This window comes from Allobosea sp. BH3 (assembly GCF_025499465.1).
Lineage (GTDB): Bacteria > Pseudomonadota > Alphaproteobacteria > Rhizobiales > Beijerinckiaceae > Allobosea.
Map to the genome: position 1 here is coordinate 729,130 of NZ_JAIMCA010000002.1, position 20,035 is coordinate 749,164.

The following is a 20,035-nucleotide window of genomic DNA, read 5'->3' on the forward strand; positions in this document are numbered from 1 at the left end:
CTCAGGCCACCCGCTTGATCTTGAGCGCCTTGAGGTAGTCATGAGGCGCCGCCGGATCGAACTTCACGCCGTCGAAGAAGGTTTCGACGCCGCGCGAATCCGAGGTCGGCACGCCGGCGACACCGAGGGTCTTGGCCGCCTCCAGCCACAGGTCGGAGCGGTTGGTCTTGTCGACCAGCGCCTTGATGTCGATCGTCGGCTCGAACTTGCCCCAGCGGATGTTCTCGGTGACGAACCAGGTATCGAGGCTCTTCCAGGGATAGGAGGTCGAGCCGCCCTCACCCCAGAACTTCATGAAGAGCTTGGTGCCCTTCGCCTCGCGGCCGTTGCCGTAGTTGATGTCGCCCTGCAGGCGCTTGTTGATGTCGCTGACCGGCACGTTGAACCACTGCCGGCGGCCGACGATCTCGGAGAGTTCCTGGCGGTTCTCCATCTTGTCGGCCCATTGCTGGGCTTCCATCACCGCCATCAGGATGGCCTGCGTTGCCTTGGGATTGGCATCGACGAAGTCGGCACGCATGCCGAGGATCTTCTCGGGATGGCGGGACCAGAGCTCGCCGGTGGTCAGCGCCGTGTAGCCGATGTTCTGGTTGACGAGCTGCTCGTTCCAGGGCTCGCCGACGCAGAAGCAGTCCATGTTGCCGACCTTCATGTTCGCCACCATCTGCGGCGGCGGCACGACGATGACCTTGATGTCGGTGTCGGGGTCGATGCCGCCGGCGGCGAGCCAGTAGCGGATCCAGAGGTCGTGCGTGCCGCCCGGGAAGGTCATGGCGGCGGTCAGCTCCTTGCCGGCCGCCTTCTTGCGCTCGAAGGCCTGCTTCAGCGGCGAGGAATCCTTCTGGACGTTGAGGTCCTTGTATTCGTTGGAGACCGAGATCGCCTGCCCGTCCTCGTTGAGGTTGAGCAGCGTGTACATCGGCAGCGGCTGGCTGTTCTGCATCACCTTGCCGGTCGCGTAGAGATGCGTCTTCGGGCGCAGGATGTGGCCGCCGTCGATGCCGTTGTTCTTGAAGCCGAGCGCCATGTTGTCGCGCGTGGCGCCCCAGCTCGCCTGCTTGGCGATGTCCATGTCGGGCAGGCCATATTTGGCGTAGAGGCCCTTTTCCTTGGCGATGACGAGCGGGGCGGCGTCGGTCAGCGCGATGTAGCCGAGCCGGGTGCCCTTCACCTCGGGGCCCGCGCCTTGAGCGAAGGCGCCGGCCGGGAGCGCGGCCTTCGCCGCCGAGAACAGGGCGGCCGTGCCCGACAGCTTCAGGAAATGGCGGCGGCTGGAGCCTGTCTTCGCGCCGGTAGCCCTGCTCGTCACGATATCGGTCATATTTCCCCTCGCGTCGGTGATGGTGGAAGCAGCCCGCGGACCCGCCGAAAACGAAAAACGCCGCGCGAAAGCGCCCTGCGGGGCTCCTTCGACAGCGGCGTTGCTGTTCGTTCCGGTTCGGAAGATCGACGCGGGCAGCGTTGGCCGCGTCGGGTTTATTCAATCAAACTTCATGCCAACCGCGTTCGCGGCCGGTTCCAGTCTGGAATCTCAATAACTTGCACCTATTGCGAGGCCGATGCGCTACGCCCGCGCGAACTTGCTGCGCCGCACAAACAGCACGCACCCGCACAACAAACGGGCAGAGCGCGGGATCAGCCGACATCGCTCGGGAAGAGATCCGGACGGAAAACCGAACGCGCCATGGCCCGCATCTCCTCATCCGGCGTCGCCTGGCCGGCCATGGCCATGCCATCCATGATCCGGTCGGCATGGGCCGGATCGGGCTTCAGCGCCGCGCGGTCGAAACGGACGAAGCGCTCGATCTGGCGCGGCGGCCGGCCGGCGCCCTGCCCGAGCTCGAAGCGCAGGATCGGCTCGATGATCTCGGCCGGCAATGCCAGCCGATCATGCGCTGAAAGGTGATGGGCGAAGCGCGGGATATTGGCGGGGTCCATCGCCCAGTCGCTCGCCTTCAGGATGGCACGGCCGAGCCTGGCAACGGCTTCCGCGCGCCGCTCGGCATCGTCCGCCCGCCAGACCAGCACCTTGTCGGGCCAGTTGCGGCGGATATCGACATTGGCCAGCAGCATCGCGCCGACACCGCGCGCGACGGCCGCGGAATTCCAGGGCGCGCTGGCACAGAAGCCGTCGATGCGCCCGCTGGCGAGCGCCTCGACCGTCTGCGGCGGCGGCACGACCTCGAAACGGACATCCTCGCCGAGCGTGAGGCCGGCCTTCCCCAGCCATTCGCACAGCAGATAGGTGTGGCTGGAATAGCCGAAGACGGCCGCGAAGGTGAGCGGCGGCAGGCCTCCTGTGCGGCGGCGGGCGACCAGAGCCGCCAGCGCCCGCGCCGAGACAGCCGGATCGGCGAGATCGCCCTCCGCCAGCCGCGAAAGCTCCTCGAAGCGCCTGAGCGAGACCGTGACGGCGAAACCGTCGAGGTTTAGTGCCATCGGGATTGCCATCGGCGCGCGCACGCCGCCGATGCCCAGAGTCGAGGCGATGGCCATGGGCGAGAGGACATGGGCGGCATCGAACAACCGGACATTGAGCTTGTCGCGCAGGTTGGACCAGGAAACCTCGCGCACGAGCTCCAGGTTGAGCCCTTCCGTCTCCGCGAAGCCTTCATCCCGGGCGAGGACCACGAGAGCGCAGTCGACGAGCGGCATGAAGCCGACCCGCAGATGCAGCGTGCTCATTTCAGTACCTCCGCGGCGGTGATGATGGATCTGGCGATGTCGGCGATCTTGCGCTTCTCGTTCATCGCGGATTTGCGCATCAGCGCGTAGGCCTCGTCCTCCGAGAGCCCCTTGAGACGCATGACGATGCCCTTGGCCTTGTCGACGACCTTGCGCTCCTCGAGCTGGGAACGGGCCTCGTCGAGTTCCTCCCTGAGCTTGCGGAAGGCGTTGAAGCGGCTGACGCAGGTCTGCAGGATGGCCTGCATGCGCTCCTTCTTGAGCCCGTCGACGATATACGCCGAGACGCCGGCCTCGACCGCAGCCTCGATCGAGGCGGAATCCGACTGGTCGACGAACATGGTGATCGGCCGCTTCACATGGCGGCTGACCAGGAACATGTCGGCGAGCGCGTCGCGACTCGGGTCCTCGAGGTCGATGACGACGACGTCGGGATCGTGCCGCTCGATCTCGGCGACGAGCCCGTTGGTCGCCCCGATGCGGACGAGATCGGTCAGGCCGCTCTCGCGCAGCCCCTCCTCGATGATGGCGGAGCGCAGCGGATTGGCGTCGACGATGAGGATCCTGAGACCCTGCTTCATGTGCCCGGCGAAACTCTCAAGGTCGAATGGAACGCGGTTTCCCGATGGCAGATGCATCACCCGTGCCGCCGCCGATGTCTAGCCGGTTCGACGACAGGCTCTCTTTATCGCAAATAGTTCTCAATATTGTTAATAATGCAATTGCGACTTGTTTGCGTTAGATAAATCGCTGCGCAGCAAAAGGCGCCGTATCGCAGAAGCCGGGCTCGCCTGTCATCATCTCTGCCAGAAGCCGGCCCGTCACCGGCCCGAGCGTAAAGCCGTGATGGGCATGGCCGAAGGCGAGCCAGAGGCCGCGATGCTGCGGCGCCGGGCCGATGATCGGGAGCATGTCGGGCAGGCAGGGCCGCGCGCCGCGCCAGGGCTCGGCATCGACGCGCCGGCCCAGCTTCATGATGCGCCGTGCGACGCGCTCGGCCTGGTCGAGCTGCCAGGGATCCGAGGGCTCGTCGCGGCCGGCGAGTTCGACGCCCGTGGTCAGGCGAATGCCGCGCGTCATCCGGGTCAGCATGAAGCCGGCCTGCGTCTCGCAGAGCGGATGCCGCGGATGCGTCGCGTCGTCCTCTCCCTCGTAATGCATGTGGTAACCGCGCTTGAAGCCGAGCGGAAAACGATAGCCTAGCCGCTTGCAGAGATCGTTCGACCAGGGCCCCAGCGCGACGACCGCCTCCGGCGCCCGCCATTCCTCCGCACCGACAGGAAGGCACCATTCCGCGCCGTCCTGCCGCAGTTCCGCGGCATCGGCGCGCTGCAGCATGCCGCCGCGCGCGACGAAGAGGGCTGCGTAGGCGCGCGTCACCGCACCGGGGTCGCGCACGGTGACGGGGTCGCGCCAGTGCAGGGCGCCGGCGACCGCGCCAGGCAGCAGCCCCGGCTCCAAGCGCCGAAGCCCATCCTCGTCGAGCACGTCATAGGCCAGCCCGTAGGAAGAGAGCCCGGCCGCCGTCTCGACCGCCTGGCGCAGGCTGCGGGGCGTGCGATAGAGATCGATCCAACCGCCCTCGCGCATCAGCGGGCCGGTGCCGGCGGCTTCGGTCCAGCGCCTGTGCTCGTCGATACAGCGCTCGATCAGCGGCAGGATCGACCGGCCCAGCCTGTCGAGCCGGGCCGGCGCCGAGTTCCACCAGTAGCGCGCGAGCCAGGGCGCCATGCTGAGCAGCGCCGCAGGGCGATAGCGCACGGCGACGGAGCGGTTCGAGGCGAAGGCGGCGAGCGTCGCAAGATCGCGCGGAAAGGCATAGGGCACGACCGAAGCGCGCTCGATCAGCCCGGCATTGCCATGGCTGGTCTCACTCCCCGGCTCGCCACGATCGACCAGCAGGACGGAGCGGCCGCGCTCCTGCAGATGCAGCGCCGCACTGACCCCGACGATGCCCGCGCCGAGCACGATCACATCGGCCTGTCGTCTCAAACTCGTCATCAACAGAAACCGCCCCCGACGCGCCGGAATCACAGCGCGCCGGCGGCCCAGAACAGGATGATCCGGCGCCCTTGGTCAACCTCGCGCCACGACAGGTCCCAGCCCTACTCCCGGCGCAATCGGGCGCGAGAAGAGACGACCTGTCGCAGCGGCGGCAGAGCGACGCTTGATCTGAGTCAAGGTCGAGCGCGTCCTGTGCGACCATCCTGCGACCGGTGACAATCCCGCTCAAGGAGGACGCGAAGATGACTACGTTGAAGAACGTGCCGCCCTACGACTCCTCGAAAGCCGAAAGCCTTGCATCTCCCGAATTGCTGGACGGCGGCGTGCGGCTGTTCCAGGCCCAGCTCGCCTCGGCCGCCGCAGTTCCGCAGGCGATCTGGGAGGCCAATCTCTCCATCCTGTCCGAGATGCTGACCTTCATGAGCCATCGGATGAGGGCGCAGGCCGAATTCTGCGGTCATCTCGGCCATTGCAAGGAGATTGCCGAGGCGGTCGATGTGCAGCGCAACTTCGCGCAAAGCGTCACCGGCGATTATTCGCAGGAGGTCGAGAAGCTGTCGGACATCGCCCGCAAGAACCTCGCCACCTTCTCCGCCATCGGCGCCCAATGCGCGTCGGCCCTGGGCGGAAGCGGAAAGCTGGCGGCCTGATCGCGACGAGGTTTCGACGCGGCGTGTTCGATCACGTCGCGCCGAGGCCGTTTCACTTGCCTGCCAGCCGGGGCAAAGTCCCGCCCGCGCCGGTGGCTGCCGGATTGGAGGTTCCCATGCTTGTCGATACCGTGATGACGGCGCCCGTCGTCAGCGTCGATCCCTCGACCTCGATCGCGAATGCGGCGAAGCTCATGCTCTCCCTGCGGATCAGCGGCCTGCCCGTCGTCGAGAGCGACGGAACCCTGGTCGGGATGCTGAGCGAAGGCGACCTGCTGCGCCGAAGCGAGCTGGGAACCGAGCGCAAGCGGCCCTGGTGGCTCGAATTCCTGGCCAGTCCCGGCAAGATCGCCGATGAATATGTCCAGTCGCATGGCCGCAAGGTCGGGGAAATCATGGCGACGGGCGTTGTGACCACGCAGCGCGACGCCTCGCTCGAAGACATCGTCGAGCTGATGAGGAAACATCGCGTCAAGCGCCTGCCCGTCGTGGAGGATGGCAAGGTCATCGGCATCGTCGCCCGTTCCGATCTGCTGCGTGCTCTCGCCAAAACCCTGACAGCCGGCCCAGCCATCGCAGGCGATGACGAGCGCATCGAGGCTGCCGTCACCGCGGAGCTCAACAAGCAGAGCTGGGGCGGGAACGGGATGATCCGCGTTCACGCGAAAGACGGCACGGTGGAGCTCACAGGCGCGATCTTCGACGAGCGTGCCCGCCTCGCCGCCCGGGTCGCGGCCGAGAATATTCCGGGCGTGAAATCGGTCTCCGACCAGATCGTCTCGGTCGAGCCGATGTCGGGGATGGTGCTGGTGTCGCCGACCGGCAGCTAGCCTTCTGGAGCACACGCCGATCAGGTTGATTCAACCTGAGCGGATCCGGCTCTAGAGAAGCGAGAGGGCCTCGTCCGCGATGACGCGCTCCTCATCCGTCGCGACGACGAAGGCGGCGACGCGGCTTTCGGAGCGGCTGATCCGCGGCGCATCGGCGGCGTTCGCGGCCTCGTCGAGCGCAAGGCCGAGCCAGCCCAGACGTGCGGCGACGGCGGCGCGGATCGCTGGCTGGTGCTCGCCGATGCCGGCCGTGAACACCACGGCGTCGAGCCCGCCCAGCGTCGTCGCCAGCCGCGCCACCTCGCCCGCGATGCGGAAGGTGAAGAGGTCGAGCGCCTGCTTCGCCTCGGGCCTGCCGCTCTCCAGCAGGTCGCGGCTATCGGCGCTGATACCGGAGACTCCGAGCAGGCCGGATTGGCGGTAGAGCAGATTCTCCAGCTCCTTCGCGCCGTAGTTCTTGCCCGCGAGCAGATGCAGCAGCACGCCGGGGTCGAGCGCGCCGCAGCGCGTCGCCATCGGGATGCCGTCCAGCGCCGAGAAGCCCATGCTGGTGTCGCGGCTGACGCCGGCTTCGAGCGCGCAGAGGCTGGCGCCGCTGCCGAGATGGGCCACGACGACCTTAGCCTCGGCAAACGCCGGCTCGCGGCGCGCGAGTTCGCCCGCGATGAAGCGATAGGACAGGCCGTGGAAGCCGTAGCGCTTGACGCCCTCGTCATGCAGCGCGCGCGGAATCGCGAAACGGCGCACGACATCGGCATGGCCACGGTGAAAGGCGGTGTCGAAGGAGGCGGTCTGCGGCAGGCCGGGGCGCAAGCGCCGGATCGCCCTGATCAGCCTGATGCCCTGCGGCTGGTGCAGCGGGGCGCGCGATGTCAGCGCCTCCATGGCCGCGATGGCGCCATCATCGATCCGAGCGGGGCCGGTGAAATGGTCTCCACCATGGACGATCCGGTGGCCGGCAGCAGCGACGCCGTCGATGTCGAAATGCCAGGAAAGCCGGCGGAACGCCTCCGCCAGCACCGCGTCCAGCTCCTCGCCGGCCACGGCCTCCAGCGCGATGTCGAAACGGTCGGGCCCCTCGACCAGCGAGAAGCGCAGGGGCTCCTCGCGGAAGTCGATCACGCCCTTGCCGATGCGCTCGGCCCCGGACGGCCCCAGCTCAAAGAGGCCGATCTTCACCGTCGATGAACCGGCGTTGAAGGTGAGCAGCAGCGGAGCCGTCACGCCGGCACCTTCAGAGCGGCGCGGCGCGCGGCGACGAGCTTGGCGAGCGCCGCCGAGGCGATGCGCGTCTTCAGCGAATCCGCGCGGCTCGTCAGGATGATGGGAACGCGCGCCCCGAGCACGAGCCCGGCCGCATCGGCATTGGCGAAATAGATGAGCTGCTTGGCCAGCATGTTTCCGGCTTCGAGGTCCGGCACCAGCAGGATGTCGGCCTGGCCTGCCACCGGCGAGACGATGCCCTTGGCGCGGGCGGCTTCCGGGCTCACCGCATTGTCGAAGGCGAGCGGCCCGTCGACGCGGGCGCCGGTGATCTGGCCGCGCATGGCCATGACGGTGAGCGCGGCGGCATCGAGCGTCGAGGGCATCTGCTCGTTGACCGTCTCGACGGCGGCGAGCACGGCGACAAGCGGCTCGGGGATGCCGAGCGTATGCATCAGGTCGATGGCGTTCTGGCAGATGTCGCGCTTGTGCAGGAGCGTCGGCTGGATGTTGACGGCGGCGTCGGTGACGATCAGCGGCTTGGGATAGGCCGGCAGGCTCATCGCGTAGACATGGCTGATGCGCCGCTCGGTCCTGAGCCCCGAGGTGACAACCGCGCCCAGCAGCTCGTCCGTGTGCAGGCTGCCTTTCATCAGGGTCGCAACCTGGCCTGCGCAGGCGAGCTCGACAGCCCGGGCCGCCGCGGCATGGCTGTGCGGAACGGCTTCGATGGGGATGCCGTCGATCGAGACCTGCGCCGCCTCGGCTGCGGCGCGGATCTTCGCCTCCGGGCCGATCAGGACCGGCTCCAGCAGGCCCTCGTCGCGGATCTCGACCGCAGCCAGCATCGCCTCCGGCGAGCAGGGATGGACGATGGCGGCCCTGAGTGGCGGCAGCTCCCGCGCCTGTCGGATAAACGCCTCATAACGGTCGCTGCGCTTCAGGGATATCTCCGGCAGACGGGCGCGTGGCCATTCGATCGACTCTGCCGGGGCGATCACCGTCGCGGTTCCGTCCAGCACCGCCTCGCCACGCTGGTTGGTGCAGCGCGTATCGAGCAGGACGATGCGCTTTTCAGCCCGCTTTTCCCGCACGGTGACGACGACCGTCACGGTATCGCCCGGCGCCACGGGCTTGAGGAAGCGCAGATCCTGCCCGAGATAGATCGTGCCCGGGCCGGGCAGCCGCGTGCCGAGGACGGCGGAGACCAGCGCCGCCGTCCACATACCATGGGCCACGACATGGCCGAACATGTCGCTTGCGGCGAAGGCGGCGTCGAGATGGGCTGGATTGACGTCGCCCGAGACGGCCGCGAAAAGGTCGATGTCGTCGCGCCCGACGAGGCGCACCAGCGAGGCGCTCTCGCCGATGGCGAGTTCGTCGAAGGTGCGGTTCCTGAGCAGTTCCTGGTCCATCCGGCCCTCAGCGTTGCAGGACATACTGGCCCGGCGCATCGCCGAGCGGGGCATAGCCTGCCTCGGCACGGCCGAGTGCGGAAGGTGCCGGCACGCGCTCCGGCGTCGAATGCGCCGCCAGCCATTCCGCCCAGGCGAGCCACCAGGAGCCCTCGCGAACCTTGGCGGCCTCCACCCACTCGTCCGGGCTCAGGCAGATGTCGTTATGCCTGCGCAGCGCAATGCGGAAGCTGCGATGCGGGCGGCCAGGCTCGCTGACGATGCCGGCATTGTGGCCGCCGCCGGTGAGCACGAAGGTCAGTTCGGCATCGGTCAGCAGGTGCAGCTTGTAGACCGAACGCCAGGGCGCGACATGGTCCCGCTCCGTGCCGACGGCGAAGAGCGGCATATGGATGTTCTGCAAGGCGGCCGGCCGGCCATCGACCATGAAGCGGCCGCCGGCAAGCTCGTTGTCGAGATAGAGCTTGCGCAGATATTCCGCATGCATGCGGTAGGGCATGCGCGTCGAGTCCGCGTTCCAGGCCATGAGGTCGAACATCGGCGTGCGCTCGCCCATCAGATAGTCATGCACGAGGCGGGACCAGATCAGGTCGTTCGAGCGTAGGAGCTGGAAGGCGCCCGCCATCTGGTCGGCCGAGAGATAGCCGCGGTTCCACATCATGCTCTCCAGCATGCGTAGCTGGCTGTCGTCGATGAAGAGGGCGAGCTCACCCGGCTCGGTGAAGTCGGTCTGGGCCGCGAGCAGCGTCAGCGAGGCCAGCCGGGCATCGCCGCTGCGCGCCATGGCGGCCGCCGCGATCGAGAGCAGCGTGCCGCCGAGGCAATAGCCGGCGGCGTGGACCTTGCGGCCCGGCACGATCGCGGCGACGGCATCGAGTGCCGCCATCACGCCTTCCTGCCGATAGTCGTCCATGGTCAGGTCGCGATCCGCGGCTCCCGGATTGCGCCAGGAGACGCAGAAGACCGTATGGCCCTGTCCGACGAGATAGCGGATCAGCGAATTCTGCGGCGAAAGGTCGAGGATGTAATACTTCATGATCCAGGCGGGCACGATCAGGATCGGCTCCGCATGGACCGTCTCCGTCGTCGGCGCGTACTGGATCAGCTCGATCAGGCGGTTGCGATAGACGACCTGGCCCGGCGTCACAGCCACGTCGTGCCCGACGACGAAATCCTCCGCCCCGACCGGCGGCTGGCCGGTGAGCAGGCGGCTGCAATCCTCCAGCCAGTTATAGGCGCCCTGGACGAAGTTGGCGCCGCCGGTGGCGCGGGCCTTCTCGATCACCTCCGGATTGGCGAAGGGGAAGTTCGAGGGCGAGACCATGTCGAGGAGCTGGCGCGTGGCGAAGGAGACGACCTCCTCATGATGCCGGCTCACGCCCGGCACCTCATGGGTGACGTTGTGCCACCATTGCTGGCCGAGCAGGAAGGACTGGGCCCAGAAGCTGTAAGGCTGCTTTTGCCAGGCCTCGCCGCTGAAACGATGGTCGCCGGGCAGCGGCTCGATGCAGGGCGGCGTGTCCGGTTCCATCAGCGCGGCGATGAGATGGTTCCCGAGCCTGGCGGCCTTCCGGCCGGCCTTGTAGCCGAGCTCGAGGCGCTTGCCCGGCGCTGTCGAGAGATGGAGCCACCAATCGAGCGAGGCGAGCGCGAGCGACGCCGGGGAGAGGCCGGCGCTGAACTGCGCGCTGAGCGCCTCGCGCATCCGGTCGATCGCGCCGAAGGCCTCCAGCCCCAGCGCCTCGTCATGCCGGAGGGCGGCGGACATGGCCTGGGCCTGCGAAATTGCCTGGGCCTGCGAAGCGGATGCTGCCGGGATCTTCATGGCCTTCCTTCCGCGGAGCCGCATATCGGCCTTGCGACCATGCGGCCAAACTATGGGTTGAACTCCTGCCGTACTGCGCCATCCTGCCTAGCGTGCGCCATGTTGTCCTACGTTGATGTCGGTCAATGCGACGCCATGATGTCGGCTCCAGTTTGGCGCGCGCCATCGTCGGGCGGCGGAAGAGGAAGTGTGATCCATGAGCGGCTCGAAACGAGGCTGGCTGATCGCAGCGGTCGCGGTCATCGCCGTGGCCGGCGGCTATGTGGCCTGGCGGCAGTCGAACGCCAGAGCGCTGCCGGAGGGCATCGCCGGCGGCAATGGCCGGATCGAGGCCACGGAGATCGACATCGCGACCAAAAGCGCCGGGCGCATTCGCGAGATCCTGGTCAATGAGGGCGATTTCGTCACCGCCGGCCAGGTGATCGCGCGGATGGACACCGACCAGTTGCAGGCGCAGCGGCGGGAGGCCGAGGCTCAGCTCCAGCGGGCCGTGATCGGCATCGACACGGCCAAGAGCCAGGTCACCCAGCGGCAGGCCGAGCAGGAGGCGGCGACAGCGGTGGTGGCCCAGCGCGAGGCCGAGCTCGACGCCGCGCAGAAGCGCCTCGTCCGCACCGAGCAACTCGCCGACCGCGGCAACACCTCCGAGCAGGTCCGGGACGACGACCGCGCCCGCACCGAGGGCGCCAAGGCCGCCGTTGGCGCGGCGAAGGCGCAACTCGCGGCGACGAGCGCGGCGATCGGGGCGGCGAAGTCCCAGGTCGTGGCGGCGGAGGCCAGCGTCGTCGCCGCCAAGGCGACGATCGAGCGCATCGACGCCGACCTCGCCGACAGCATCCTGAAGGCGCCGCGCGACGGGCGCGTGCAATATCGCGTCGCCCAGCCGGGCGAAGTGCTTTCGGCCGGCGGGCGCGTGCTGAACGTCGTCGATCTCGGCGATGTCTACATGACCTTCTTCCTGCCGACCGAGCAGGCCGGGCGCGTAGCCTTCGGCGCCGAGGCGCGGATCGTGCTCGACGCGGCGCCGCGCTACGTCATCCCCGCCTCGATCTCGATGGTGGCCGATGTGGCGCAATTCACGCCCAAGACCGTGGAGACGGCGCAGGAACGGCAGAAGCTGATGTTCCGGATCAAGGCGCGGATCGCCCCGGAGCTGCTTAAGAAATACATCCGCCATGTGAAGACCGGCCTGCCCGGGGTGGCCTATGTCAAGCTCACGGACGATGCCCAGTGGCCGGCGCGGCTGCAGGAGGGGCTGGTGCAATGAGCCTGCCGGGCGGCGCACCGGCGCAATGGGCGGCGCGCCTCTCCCAGGTCGGCCTCGCCTATGGGCGGACGCGGGCACTCGACGGCATCACGGTCGACATACCCGCCGGCTGCATGGTCGGGCTGATCGGGCCCGATGGCGTCGGCAAGTCGAGCCTGCTCTCGCTGATCGCCGGCGCACGCGCGATCAGCGAGGGGAAGATCGTGGCGCTGGGCGGAGACATGGCCGATGCCCGCCATCGCCGCGAGGCCTGCCCGGCCATCGCCTACATGCCGCAGGGCCTCGGCAAGAACCTCTATCCGACGCTTTCGGTCTTCGAGAACGTCGACTTCTTCGGCCGGCTCTTCGGTCATGGCAGGCGTGAACGCGAGCGACGGATCGCCACCCTGCTGGACGGCACCGGGCTTTCGCCCTTCGCCGACCGCCCCGCCGGCAAGCTCTCCGGCGGCATGAAGCAGAAGCTGGGCCTCTGCTGCGCGCTGATCCACGACCCCGACCTGCTGATCCTCGACGAGCCGACGACGGGTGTCGACCCGCTGTCGCGGCGCCAGTTCTGGGAACTGATCGACAGCATCCGGGCGGAGCGACCCGGCATGAGCGTGCTGGTCGCGACGGCCTATATGGAGGAAGCAGGCCGCTTCGACTGGCTGATGGCGATGAATGCCGGCCATATCCTCGCGACCGGCTCTCCGGCCGAGCTTCTGGCAGAGACGGGCACGCACACGCTCGACGACGCCTTCATCGCATTGCTGCCGGAGGAGCAACGCAGCCGGCACCACGCCATCGTGATCCCGCCACGGGATACGAGCCATGACGACGTCGTCGCGATCGAGGCCAGGGACCTGACCATGCGCTTCGGCGATTTCGTCGCCGTCGACAAGGTCAATCTCAGCGTCCCGCGCGGGGAGATCTTCGGCTTCCTCGGCTCGAATGGCTGCGGCAAGACCACGACGATGAAGATGCTGACCGGGCTGCTCGAAGCCAGCGAAGGCACAGCCAGTCTGTTCGGCCGCCCGGTCGACCCCAAGGACATCGAGACCCGCCGGCGCGTCGGCTACATGTCCCAGGCCTTCTCGCTCTATTCGGAGCTCACCGTCCGGCAGAATCTCGAGCTTCACGCGCGGCTGTTCCAGCTCCGGCCGGAGACGATTCCCGAGCGCGTCGACGAGATGGCGCGCCGCTTCGACCTCGCCGGCGTGATGGAGGAGTTGCCCGACGCGCTGCCGCTCGGCATCCGCCAGCGCCTCTCGCTCGCGGTCGCCATGGTGCACGGACCGGAGATGCTGATCCTCGACGAGCCGACCTCCGGCGTCGACCCGATCGCGCGCGACGCCCTCTGGCAGGGGCTCGTCGACCTCTCGCGCAAGGACGGGGTCACGATCTTCATCTCGACCCATTTCATGAACGAGGCCGAGCGCTGCGACCGCATCTCGCTGATGCATGCCGGCAAGGTGCTGGTCAGCGACACGCCTGCGGGCATCGTCGCGCGGCGCGGCGCGGCCAATCTGGAAGAAGCCTTCGTCGCCTATCTCGAGGATGCGATCGGCACCGCGCAGACGCAACCAGCGTCGGCGGCCAAGCTCGCCGAGGTCGCGTCACCCGCGCATGCAGGCGGCAGGCAGCCCGGCTGGAGCCCGCTGAACCTGCGCCGGATGCTGAGCTACACCCGACGCGAGGCGCTGGAACTCAGCCGCGACCCGATCCGCGCCACGCTGGCACTGGTCGGCAGCCTGATCCTGATGTTCGTCATGGGCTACGGCATCAATTTCGACGTCGAACACCTGTCCTTCGCCGTCCTCGACAACGACCAGAGCACGCTGAGCCAAAACTACACGCTCAACATCGCGGGCTCGCGCTATTTCACCGAGAAGCCGCCGATCCGGGACTATGCCGATCTCGACCGACGGATGCGCGCCGGCGAGATCAGCCTCGCAATCGAAATCCCGCCCGGCTTCGGCAGGGACGCGGCACGCGGGCGCAATGTCGAGATCGGCGCCTGGATCGACGGCGCGATGCCGCAGCGCGCGGAGACGGTGCGCGGCTATGTCATGGGCCTGCACGCGCAATGGTTGTCGGAGAAGGCCCGCCAACTGCTCGGCGACAGGGCCGCGGCCGCGAATTTCAACCTTGAGACCCGCTTCCGCTACAACCCGGACATGGCGAGCCTCGTCGCCATGGTGCCGGCCGTCATCCCGCTGCTCCTGATGCTGATCCCGGCCATGCTCGCGGCGCTGAGCGTGGTGCGCGAGAAGGAGCTCGGCTCCATCGTCAATCTCTACGTCACGCCGGTGACGCGCAGTGAGTTCCTGCTCGGCAAGCAACTGCCCTATATCGGCTTGGCGATGCTGAACTTCCTGCTGCTGACGATGGCCGCGGTGCTGATCTTCCGCGTGCCCTTCACCGGCAGCTATCTCGCGCTGACCTGCGCCGCGCTGCTCTATGTGACGGCCTCGACCGGGATCGGCCTGCTGATCTCGACCTTCATGAGCAGCCAGATCGCCGCCATCTTCGGCACGGCGATCCTGACGATCCTGCCTGCCGTGTCGTTTTCGGGGATGATCGACCCGGTGTCCTCGCTGCAGGGCGCAGGCGCCGCCATCGGCCAGGTCTATCCGGCGACGCATTTCATCACCATCGCGCGGGCGACCTTCTCCAAGGCGCTCGGCTTCGGCGATCTCGGCGGCGCCTTCCTGCCGCTGGTGCTCGCGGTGCCGGTGCTGCTCGGCGCCAGTGTCCTCCTCTTGAAGAAGCAGGCGAGCTGATGCGCGCCTCGAACATCCTCAATCTTGGCGTGAAGGAACTGCGAGGCCTCTGGCGCGACCGGGGGCTGCTGATCCTGATCGTCTACGCCTTCACCTTCGCGGTCTATGCCGGCTCGCGAGCCGTTCCGGAGACGCTGAACAACGCGCCGATAGCGATCGTCGACGAGGATCGCTCGCCACTGTCCGAACGGATCATCGCAGCCTTCCAGCCACCCTATTTTTCGCCACCGCAGACGATCACCGCCGCGGAGATGGACCGGCGCATGGATGCGGGGCTGGACACTTTCGCCCTCGATATCCCGCCCAATTTCCAGCGCGACCTGCTGGCGGGCCGACAGCCGACGATCCAGCTCAATGTCGACGCCACGCGGATGACGCAGGCCTTCAGCGGCAGCGGCTACATCCAGACCATCGTCACCGGCGAGATCGACGAATTCAGCCAAGCGGTACCGGGCCAGGACGACCGCGCCGATCGAGCTCGTCCTGCGCTCGCGCTTCAATCCCGAGCTGAACAAGATCTGGTTCGGCGCGGTGATGAACCTGATCAACAACGTCACCATGCTCGCGATCGTCCTGACCGGCGCGGCGCTGATCCGCGAGCGCGAGCACGGCACGATCGAGCACCTGCTGGTCATGCCGGTCACCCCGGCGGAGATCATGATCGGCAAGGTCTGGTCGATGGCGCTCGTCGTGCTGGTGGCGACGGCCCTGTCGCTGCTCTTCGTGGTGCAGGGCATGCTCGCCGTGCCGATCGACGGCTCGATCCCGCTTTTCCTCGCAGGCGCGGCGCTGCATCTCTTCGCCACGACGTCGATGGGCATCTTCCTCGCCACGATCGCAGGCTCGATGCCGCAGTTCGGGCTCCTGCTGATGCTGGTGCTGCTGCCGCTGCAGATGCTGTCGGGCGGCACGACGCCGCGCGAGAGCATGCCGGAATTCGTCCAGGTCGTGATGTCGGCGGCCCCGAACACGCATTTCGTCTCGCTGGCGCAGGCGATCCTCTATCGCGGTGCGGGGCTGGACGTGGTCTGGCCGCAATTCCTCGCCCTGTTCGGCATCGGCAGCATCCTGTTCGTGCTGGCGCTGCGGCGCTTCCGAGCGATGCTGAAATGACACTCCGAGAACGGCCCAATCTTAACGAAATCCGCCGAGCCGAGAGGGATTATTAACCAGACATTTGCTCCTATGCCGCGCCGCAGCAGGAGTGTGTTGCGCGCTATTCCGGGGGAAGTCGGTGTCTGAGTCTGATCATCTCGCTAGGCGTCTTGCCTTCATTCAATTCGGGCCCGAGGCGGAGGCGCGGATACGCGATGTCAGGGAGGTCGTCACCGCGGCTCTCCCGGCTGCTCTCGACGCTTTCTACGGCCGTGTCGCCGCCTTCCCGGAGACGAAGCGCTTCTTCAGTGACTCTGCCCATATGGACGCCGCGAAGAAGCGGCAGCTGACCCATTGGGACAAGATCGCGAGCGGCAAGTTCGACCAGAGCTATGTCGAGGCGGTCTCCGCCGTCGGCCGGGTGCATGCCCGGATCGGGCTGGAGCCAAGCTGGTATATCGGCGGCTACGCCCTCATCCTCGAGAAGCTCATCACCAGCCTGATCGAGGCGCGGTGGCCGAAGAACGCCTTCGGCGGCCGGATGGCCGGCGCGGCGGAGCGCAGCGCCGAGATCGCAGCCGTCGTCAAGGCGGCCATGCTCGACATGGACTACGCCATCTCCGTCTATCTGGAGGCCTCCGAGGGGGCCCGCGTGAAGGCCGAGGCCGATGCGCGCGCGGCCGAGCAGGCCAAGGCCCAGGAACGCGAAGCCGCGGTCCACAGCGTCACAACGGGCCTGGCTGCGCTCGCTCAGGGCGACCTGACCTATCGCATGACCGCCGATATCCCCGGGGAGTACGGGCAGATCCGCGACTATTTCAACATTGCGATGGATACGCTCGGCGAGATGGTCAACACCATCAAGGCGAGCTCGGGCAGCCTCGCCGCCTCGTCCCGCGAGATCAACTCGGGCGCGCAGGACCTGTCCTCGCGCACCGAGCAGCAGGCTTCCGCCCTGCAGGAGAGCGCCGCCACCACCGAGGAGCTCGCCGCCTCGGTCAAGAGCTCCTCCGAGGCGTCCCGCCAGTCGGTGCAGCTGGCGGACGAGGCGACCAATGTCGCCCGCACCGGCGGCACCATCGTCAAGGACGCGATCGAGGCGATGGCGCGCATCGAGCAGGGCTCCAAGAAGATCTCGGAGATCACCGACGTGATCGACGGCATCGCCTTCCAGACCAATCTTCTGGCGCTGAATGCCGCCGTCGAGGCAGCGCGGGCCGGCGACGCCGGGCGCGGCTTCGCCGTCGTCGCGGCGGAGGTGCGGGCGCTCGCCCAGCGCTCGGCCGATGCCGCCAAGGACATCACGGGCCTGATCGCCGCGTCGGACACCGAGGTCGCGGAAGGGGTCAAACTCGTCAGGCTGACGGGCGAGACGCTGCAGAAGATCGTCGACGCCTCCGCGAAAGTCTCGTCCACGGTGCAGGAGATCGCCGGGGCCTCGCAAGAGCAGGCCGGCGGCATCGACGAGATGAGCCGCACGGTCAGCCATATGGATGACATCACCCAGCAGAACGCGGCGCTGGCCGAGCAGAGCGCGGCCTCCGCCAGCACCCTGCTCGATCAGATCGAGCAGTTGAACCGCATGGTCGCGGCCTTCCGCACGCAGGAACCGCATCGGGCCGCCGGGTCAACCCGTCGGGTCGCCGCCTGAGCAAGCCGAGCCAGCAGATGGCTTTACTCCTCAAAAGGGCGCCATCCGGCGCCCTTTTTTGCTTGATGAGGTGACACCTGCGCATGCCTGCCGGGCGGACAGCCCGCTTGACTTCAAGCCTCAGCGAGGCTTCGACCGAAAGACATCAAGCAGATGAGGCCGGCACAGTGTCCTTGAACGATGATCTCGACGGCGGCTTCGTGCCGCACACTTCGCATTGGGGCGTCTTCTCGGCGCGCATGCGCGACGGCGAGCTCGAAGTCAGGCCCCATGCCGGCGATCCCGACCCCAACGAGATCATCCAGAACTTTCCCGCGGCGCTGAGGCACCGCGCCCGGATCGCGCAGCCGATGATCCGCCGCGGCTGGCTGGAGAACGGACCCGGCCCCGACGAGCGGCGCGGCCGCGACGAGTATGTCCCGGTGTCGTGGGGCAAGGCGCTCGACCTGCTCGGCGCGGAACTCCTGCGCGTAAGGGACGGCGCCGGCCCCGGCGCGATCTTCGGCGGCTCCTATGGCTGGGCCAGCGCCGGCCGCTTCCACCATGCGCAGAGTCAGATCCACCGCTTCCTGAACGTCGCCTGCGGCGGCTACGTCAAATCGGTGAACAGCTATTCCTCGGGCTCCTCGCAGGTGCTCGTGCCGCACATCATCGGCGACTATGAGGACCTGACCAAGCGCAACGTCTCCTGGGAGCAGGTGGCCGAGCACAGCGAGATCGTGCTGGCCTTCGGCGGCATGGCGCTGAAGAACTCGATGGTCGCCGGCGGCAGCGTCAGCCAGCATGTCGAGCGCGGCGGGATGCAGCGCGCGGCCGAGCGCGGCTGCGAGTTCGTGCTGGTGAGCCCGCTGCGTGCGGACCTGCCCGACGAGGCGAAGGCCGAATGGGTCTCCTGCATCCCCGGCAGCGATACCGCGCTGATGATGGGCATCCTGCACACGCTCGTCATCGAGGGCCGGCACGACCGCAGCTTCCTCGACCGCTGCACGGTGGGCTGGCCCGTCTTCGAGCGCTATCTGCGCGGCGAGAGCGACGGCCAGCCGAAGGACGCGGCCTGGGCTGCGAAGCTGACCGGCCTTCAAGCCGACGAGATCGTCGCACTCGCCCGCCGGCTTCACGGCAAGCGGGCGCTGATCGTCGTGGCGCATGCGCTGCAACGCGCCGAGCATGGCGAGCAGCCGGTCTGGATGGGCATGGTGCTGGCGGCGGCGCTCGGGCAGATCGGCCTGCCGGGCGGCGGCTACGGCTATGCTCTCGGCGCCATCGCCTATTACGGGCGGCGCTTCAACGCCGTGCCGGTGGGGACGCTTTCGCAGGCCCGCAACGGCGTCTCCGACTACATCCCGGTCGCACGCATCTCCGACATGCTGCTCCACCCGGGCGAGAGCTACCGCTATAACGGCCAGACGCGGACCTATCCCGAGATCAAGCTGGTCTACTGGGCCGGCGGGAACCCGTTCCACCACCACCAGGACCTCAACCGCCTGCGCAAGGCCTTCGCGAAGCTCGACACGCTCGTCGTCCATGAGCTGGCCTGGACCGCGACGGCCCGCCATGCGGATGTGGTTCTCCCCTGCACCATGACCTTGGAGCGGGAGGACATCGGCGCGAACTCGAACGACCCGCTGCTCCTGCCGATGCGCCCGGTCGTGCCGCCCTATGGCGAGGCGCGCGACGACTACGCCATCTTCGCCGATCTCGCCGAGCGCCTCGGCGCGCGCGAGGCCTTCACCGAGGGGCGCAGCGTCCGGCAATGGCTGGAGCATCTCTACGAGCCGACGCGCGAGGCGCTGGCGGCCAAGGGGCTGCCGGCGCCGAGCTTCGCCGAGTTCTGGGCGGGCGAAGGCTTCCTGCTGCCGCAGCAGCCCGATGACGGCGGCAAGCTGCGCGCCTTCCGCGAAGACCCGGAAGGCCGCCCGCTGCCGACGCCGAGCGGCAAGCTAGAGATCTTCAGCGAAACCATCGCGAGCTTCGGCGAGGCGGATTGCCCCGGCCATCCCGCCTGGCTCGGGCCGGTCCATGTGCCGACCGCGTCGGAGCCCTATGTGCTGGTCGCCAACCAGCCGCGCACGCGGCTGCACAGCCAGTTCGATTTCGGCGGACACAGCAGCGGCGCCAAGCAGCGCGGCCGGGAGGTCGCCCGCATGCATCCGGACGACGCAAGCCAGCGCGGGATCGCGGATGGCGACATCATCCGCCTCTTCAACGAGCGCGGCGCCTGCCTCGCGAGCGTGGTCCTGACCGACGGCATCCGCCGCGGCGTGATCCAGTTGCCGACCGGCGCCTGGTACGATCCAGCCGACCCGAACGAGGACAAGTCGCTCTGCGTCCACGGCAACCCCAATGTCCTGACGCGGGACATCGGCACCTCGGCGCTGGCGCAGGGCTGCACGGGGCAGCTCACAACCGTCAACGTCGAGCGGTTCGACGGCAATCTCCCGCCGATCAACGCCTATGAGCCGCCCGTCTCGGCCTAGCTTCCAATCCCGGCTCGGGCGGGTTTCTCCCCGCCTGAGCCGGGCTCGCATGGCGCCCTAAACCCCTGAATTTGTTTCTCGTATGTTTCCGGACTCCTTGGCGAAACCATGGGAAACCAATTCGGTTTTGCGCCGTAACGGCCAGTTAACAGGCAAAGACAGGTCATGGAG

At 67.7% G+C, this 20,035-nt stretch carries 13 protein-coding genes and 1 pseudogene; 7 read left to right on the forward strand and 7 right to left on the reverse strand.

Translation table 11 applies throughout. The annotated features are described in order from the left end of the window. Nucleotide 1 precedes the first annotated feature (1 nt). The 4 genes from BoBH3_RS08485 to BoBH3_RS08500 form a co-directional block, all read right to left on the reverse strand. Nucleotides 2–1,321 carry a CmpA/NrtA family ABC transporter substrate-binding protein gene (locus BoBH3_RS08485; protein WP_262330323.1) on the reverse strand — a complete coding sequence of 440 codons (1,320 nt, stop codon included), beginning with the start codon at nucleotides 1,319–1,321 and terminating at the stop codon, nucleotides 2–4. 314 nt (nucleotides 1,322–1,635) lie between these two features. Next, nucleotides 1,636–2,685, reverse strand: coding sequence for an ABC transporter substrate-binding protein (locus BoBH3_RS08490; RefSeq protein WP_262330324.1), 1,050 nt, complete (start codon nucleotides 2,683–2,685; stop codon nucleotides 1,636–1,638). Continuing rightward, on the reverse strand, nucleotides 2,682–3,266 hold the full coding sequence (locus tag BoBH3_RS08495; RefSeq protein ID WP_262330325.1) for an ANTAR domain-containing response regulator: 585 nt from the start codon (nucleotides 3,264–3,266) through the stop codon (nucleotides 2,682–2,684). Before BoBH3_RS08495 ends, BoBH3_RS08490 begins: the two co-directional genes overlap by 4 nt. Before the next feature lie 157 nt (nucleotides 3,267–3,423). Next, nucleotides 3,424–4,686, reverse strand: a complete 1,263-nt coding sequence (locus tag BoBH3_RS08500) for an NAD(P)/FAD-dependent oxidoreductase (protein ID WP_262330326.1) — start codon at nucleotides 4,684–4,686, stop codon at nucleotides 3,424–3,426. A 245-nt stretch (nucleotides 4,687–4,931) separates the two neighbouring features. Here BoBH3_RS08500 and BoBH3_RS08505 point away from each other — a divergent pair, with 245 nt between their 5' ends. Both BoBH3_RS08505 and BoBH3_RS08510 read left to right on the forward strand, forming a co-directional pair. After that, complete coding sequence (locus BoBH3_RS08505; protein WP_262330327.1) at nucleotides 4,932–5,339, forward strand: phasin family protein; 408 nt, start codon at nucleotides 4,932–4,934, stop codon at nucleotides 5,337–5,339. Between the two features lie 116 nt (nucleotides 5,340–5,455). Next, the gene (locus tag BoBH3_RS08510; RefSeq protein ID WP_262330328.1) at nucleotides 5,456–6,169 is read left to right on the forward strand and encodes a CBS domain-containing protein; all 714 of its coding nucleotides are present in this window, start codon (nucleotides 5,456–5,458) and stop codon (nucleotides 6,167–6,169) included. A gap of 51 nt (nucleotides 6,170–6,220) precedes the next feature. On the opposite strand, the gene BoBH3_RS08515 is transcribed toward BoBH3_RS08510, so the two are convergent. From BoBH3_RS08515 to BoBH3_RS08525, 3 genes are read right to left on the reverse strand one after another with little or no spacing between them, the layout of a single operon-like run. Next, nucleotides 6,221–7,393 (reverse strand): acetate/propionate family kinase, encoded by a 1,173-nt coding sequence (locus BoBH3_RS08515; RefSeq protein WP_262330329.1) that lies wholly within the window; start codon nucleotides 7,391–7,393, stop codon nucleotides 6,221–6,223. Then, nucleotides 7,390–8,787, reverse strand: a complete 1,398-nt coding sequence (locus tag BoBH3_RS08520; RefSeq protein ID WP_262330330.1) for a bifunctional enoyl-CoA hydratase/phosphate acetyltransferase — start codon at nucleotides 8,785–8,787, stop codon at nucleotides 7,390–7,392. The genes BoBH3_RS08515 and BoBH3_RS08520 overlap by 4 nt, the downstream gene beginning before the upstream one ends. A gap of 7 nt (nucleotides 8,788–8,794) precedes the next feature. Continuing rightward, nucleotides 8,795–10,555: a PHA/PHB synthase family protein gene (locus BoBH3_RS08525; RefSeq protein ID WP_262330331.1), complete on the reverse strand. Its 1,761-nt coding sequence runs from the start codon at nucleotides 10,553–10,555 to the stop codon at nucleotides 8,795–8,797. Between the two features lie 253 nt (nucleotides 10,556–10,808). Here BoBH3_RS08525 and BoBH3_RS08530 point away from each other — a divergent pair, with 253 nt between their 5' ends. The 5 genes and pseudogenes from BoBH3_RS08530 (at nucleotide 10,809) to BoBH3_RS08550 (ending at nucleotide 19,864) form a co-directional block, all read left to right on the forward strand. Beyond that, entirely contained in the window at nucleotides 10,809–11,879 is a 1,071-nt protein-coding gene (locus BoBH3_RS08530; RefSeq protein WP_262330332.1) for an HlyD family secretion protein, read from the forward strand. Beyond that, the gene (gene rbbA, locus BoBH3_RS08535) at nucleotides 11,876–14,641 is read left to right on the forward strand and encodes a ribosome-associated ATPase/putative transporter RbbA (RefSeq protein ID WP_262330333.1); all 2,766 of its coding nucleotides are present in this window, start codon (nucleotides 11,876–11,878) and stop codon (nucleotides 14,639–14,641) included. The genes BoBH3_RS08530 and rbbA overlap by 4 nt, the downstream gene beginning before the upstream one ends. Next, a pseudogene (locus BoBH3_RS08540) lies at nucleotides 14,641–15,754 on the forward strand (ABC transporter permease). Before rbbA ends, BoBH3_RS08540 begins: the two are co-directional and overlap by 1 nt. 121 nt (nucleotides 15,755–15,875) lie before the next feature. After that, nucleotides 15,876–17,387: a globin-coupled sensor protein gene (locus tag BoBH3_RS08545; RefSeq protein ID WP_262330334.1), complete on the forward strand. Its 1,512-nt coding sequence runs from the start codon at nucleotides 15,876–15,878 to the stop codon at nucleotides 17,385–17,387. 167 nt (nucleotides 17,388–17,554) lie between these two features. After that, the gene (locus BoBH3_RS08550) at nucleotides 17,555–19,864 is read left to right on the forward strand and encodes a molybdopterin guanine dinucleotide-containing S/N-oxide reductase (protein WP_262330335.1); all 2,310 of its coding nucleotides are present in this window, start codon (nucleotides 17,555–17,557) and stop codon (nucleotides 19,862–19,864) included. Nucleotides 19,865–20,035 lie beyond the last annotated feature (171 nt).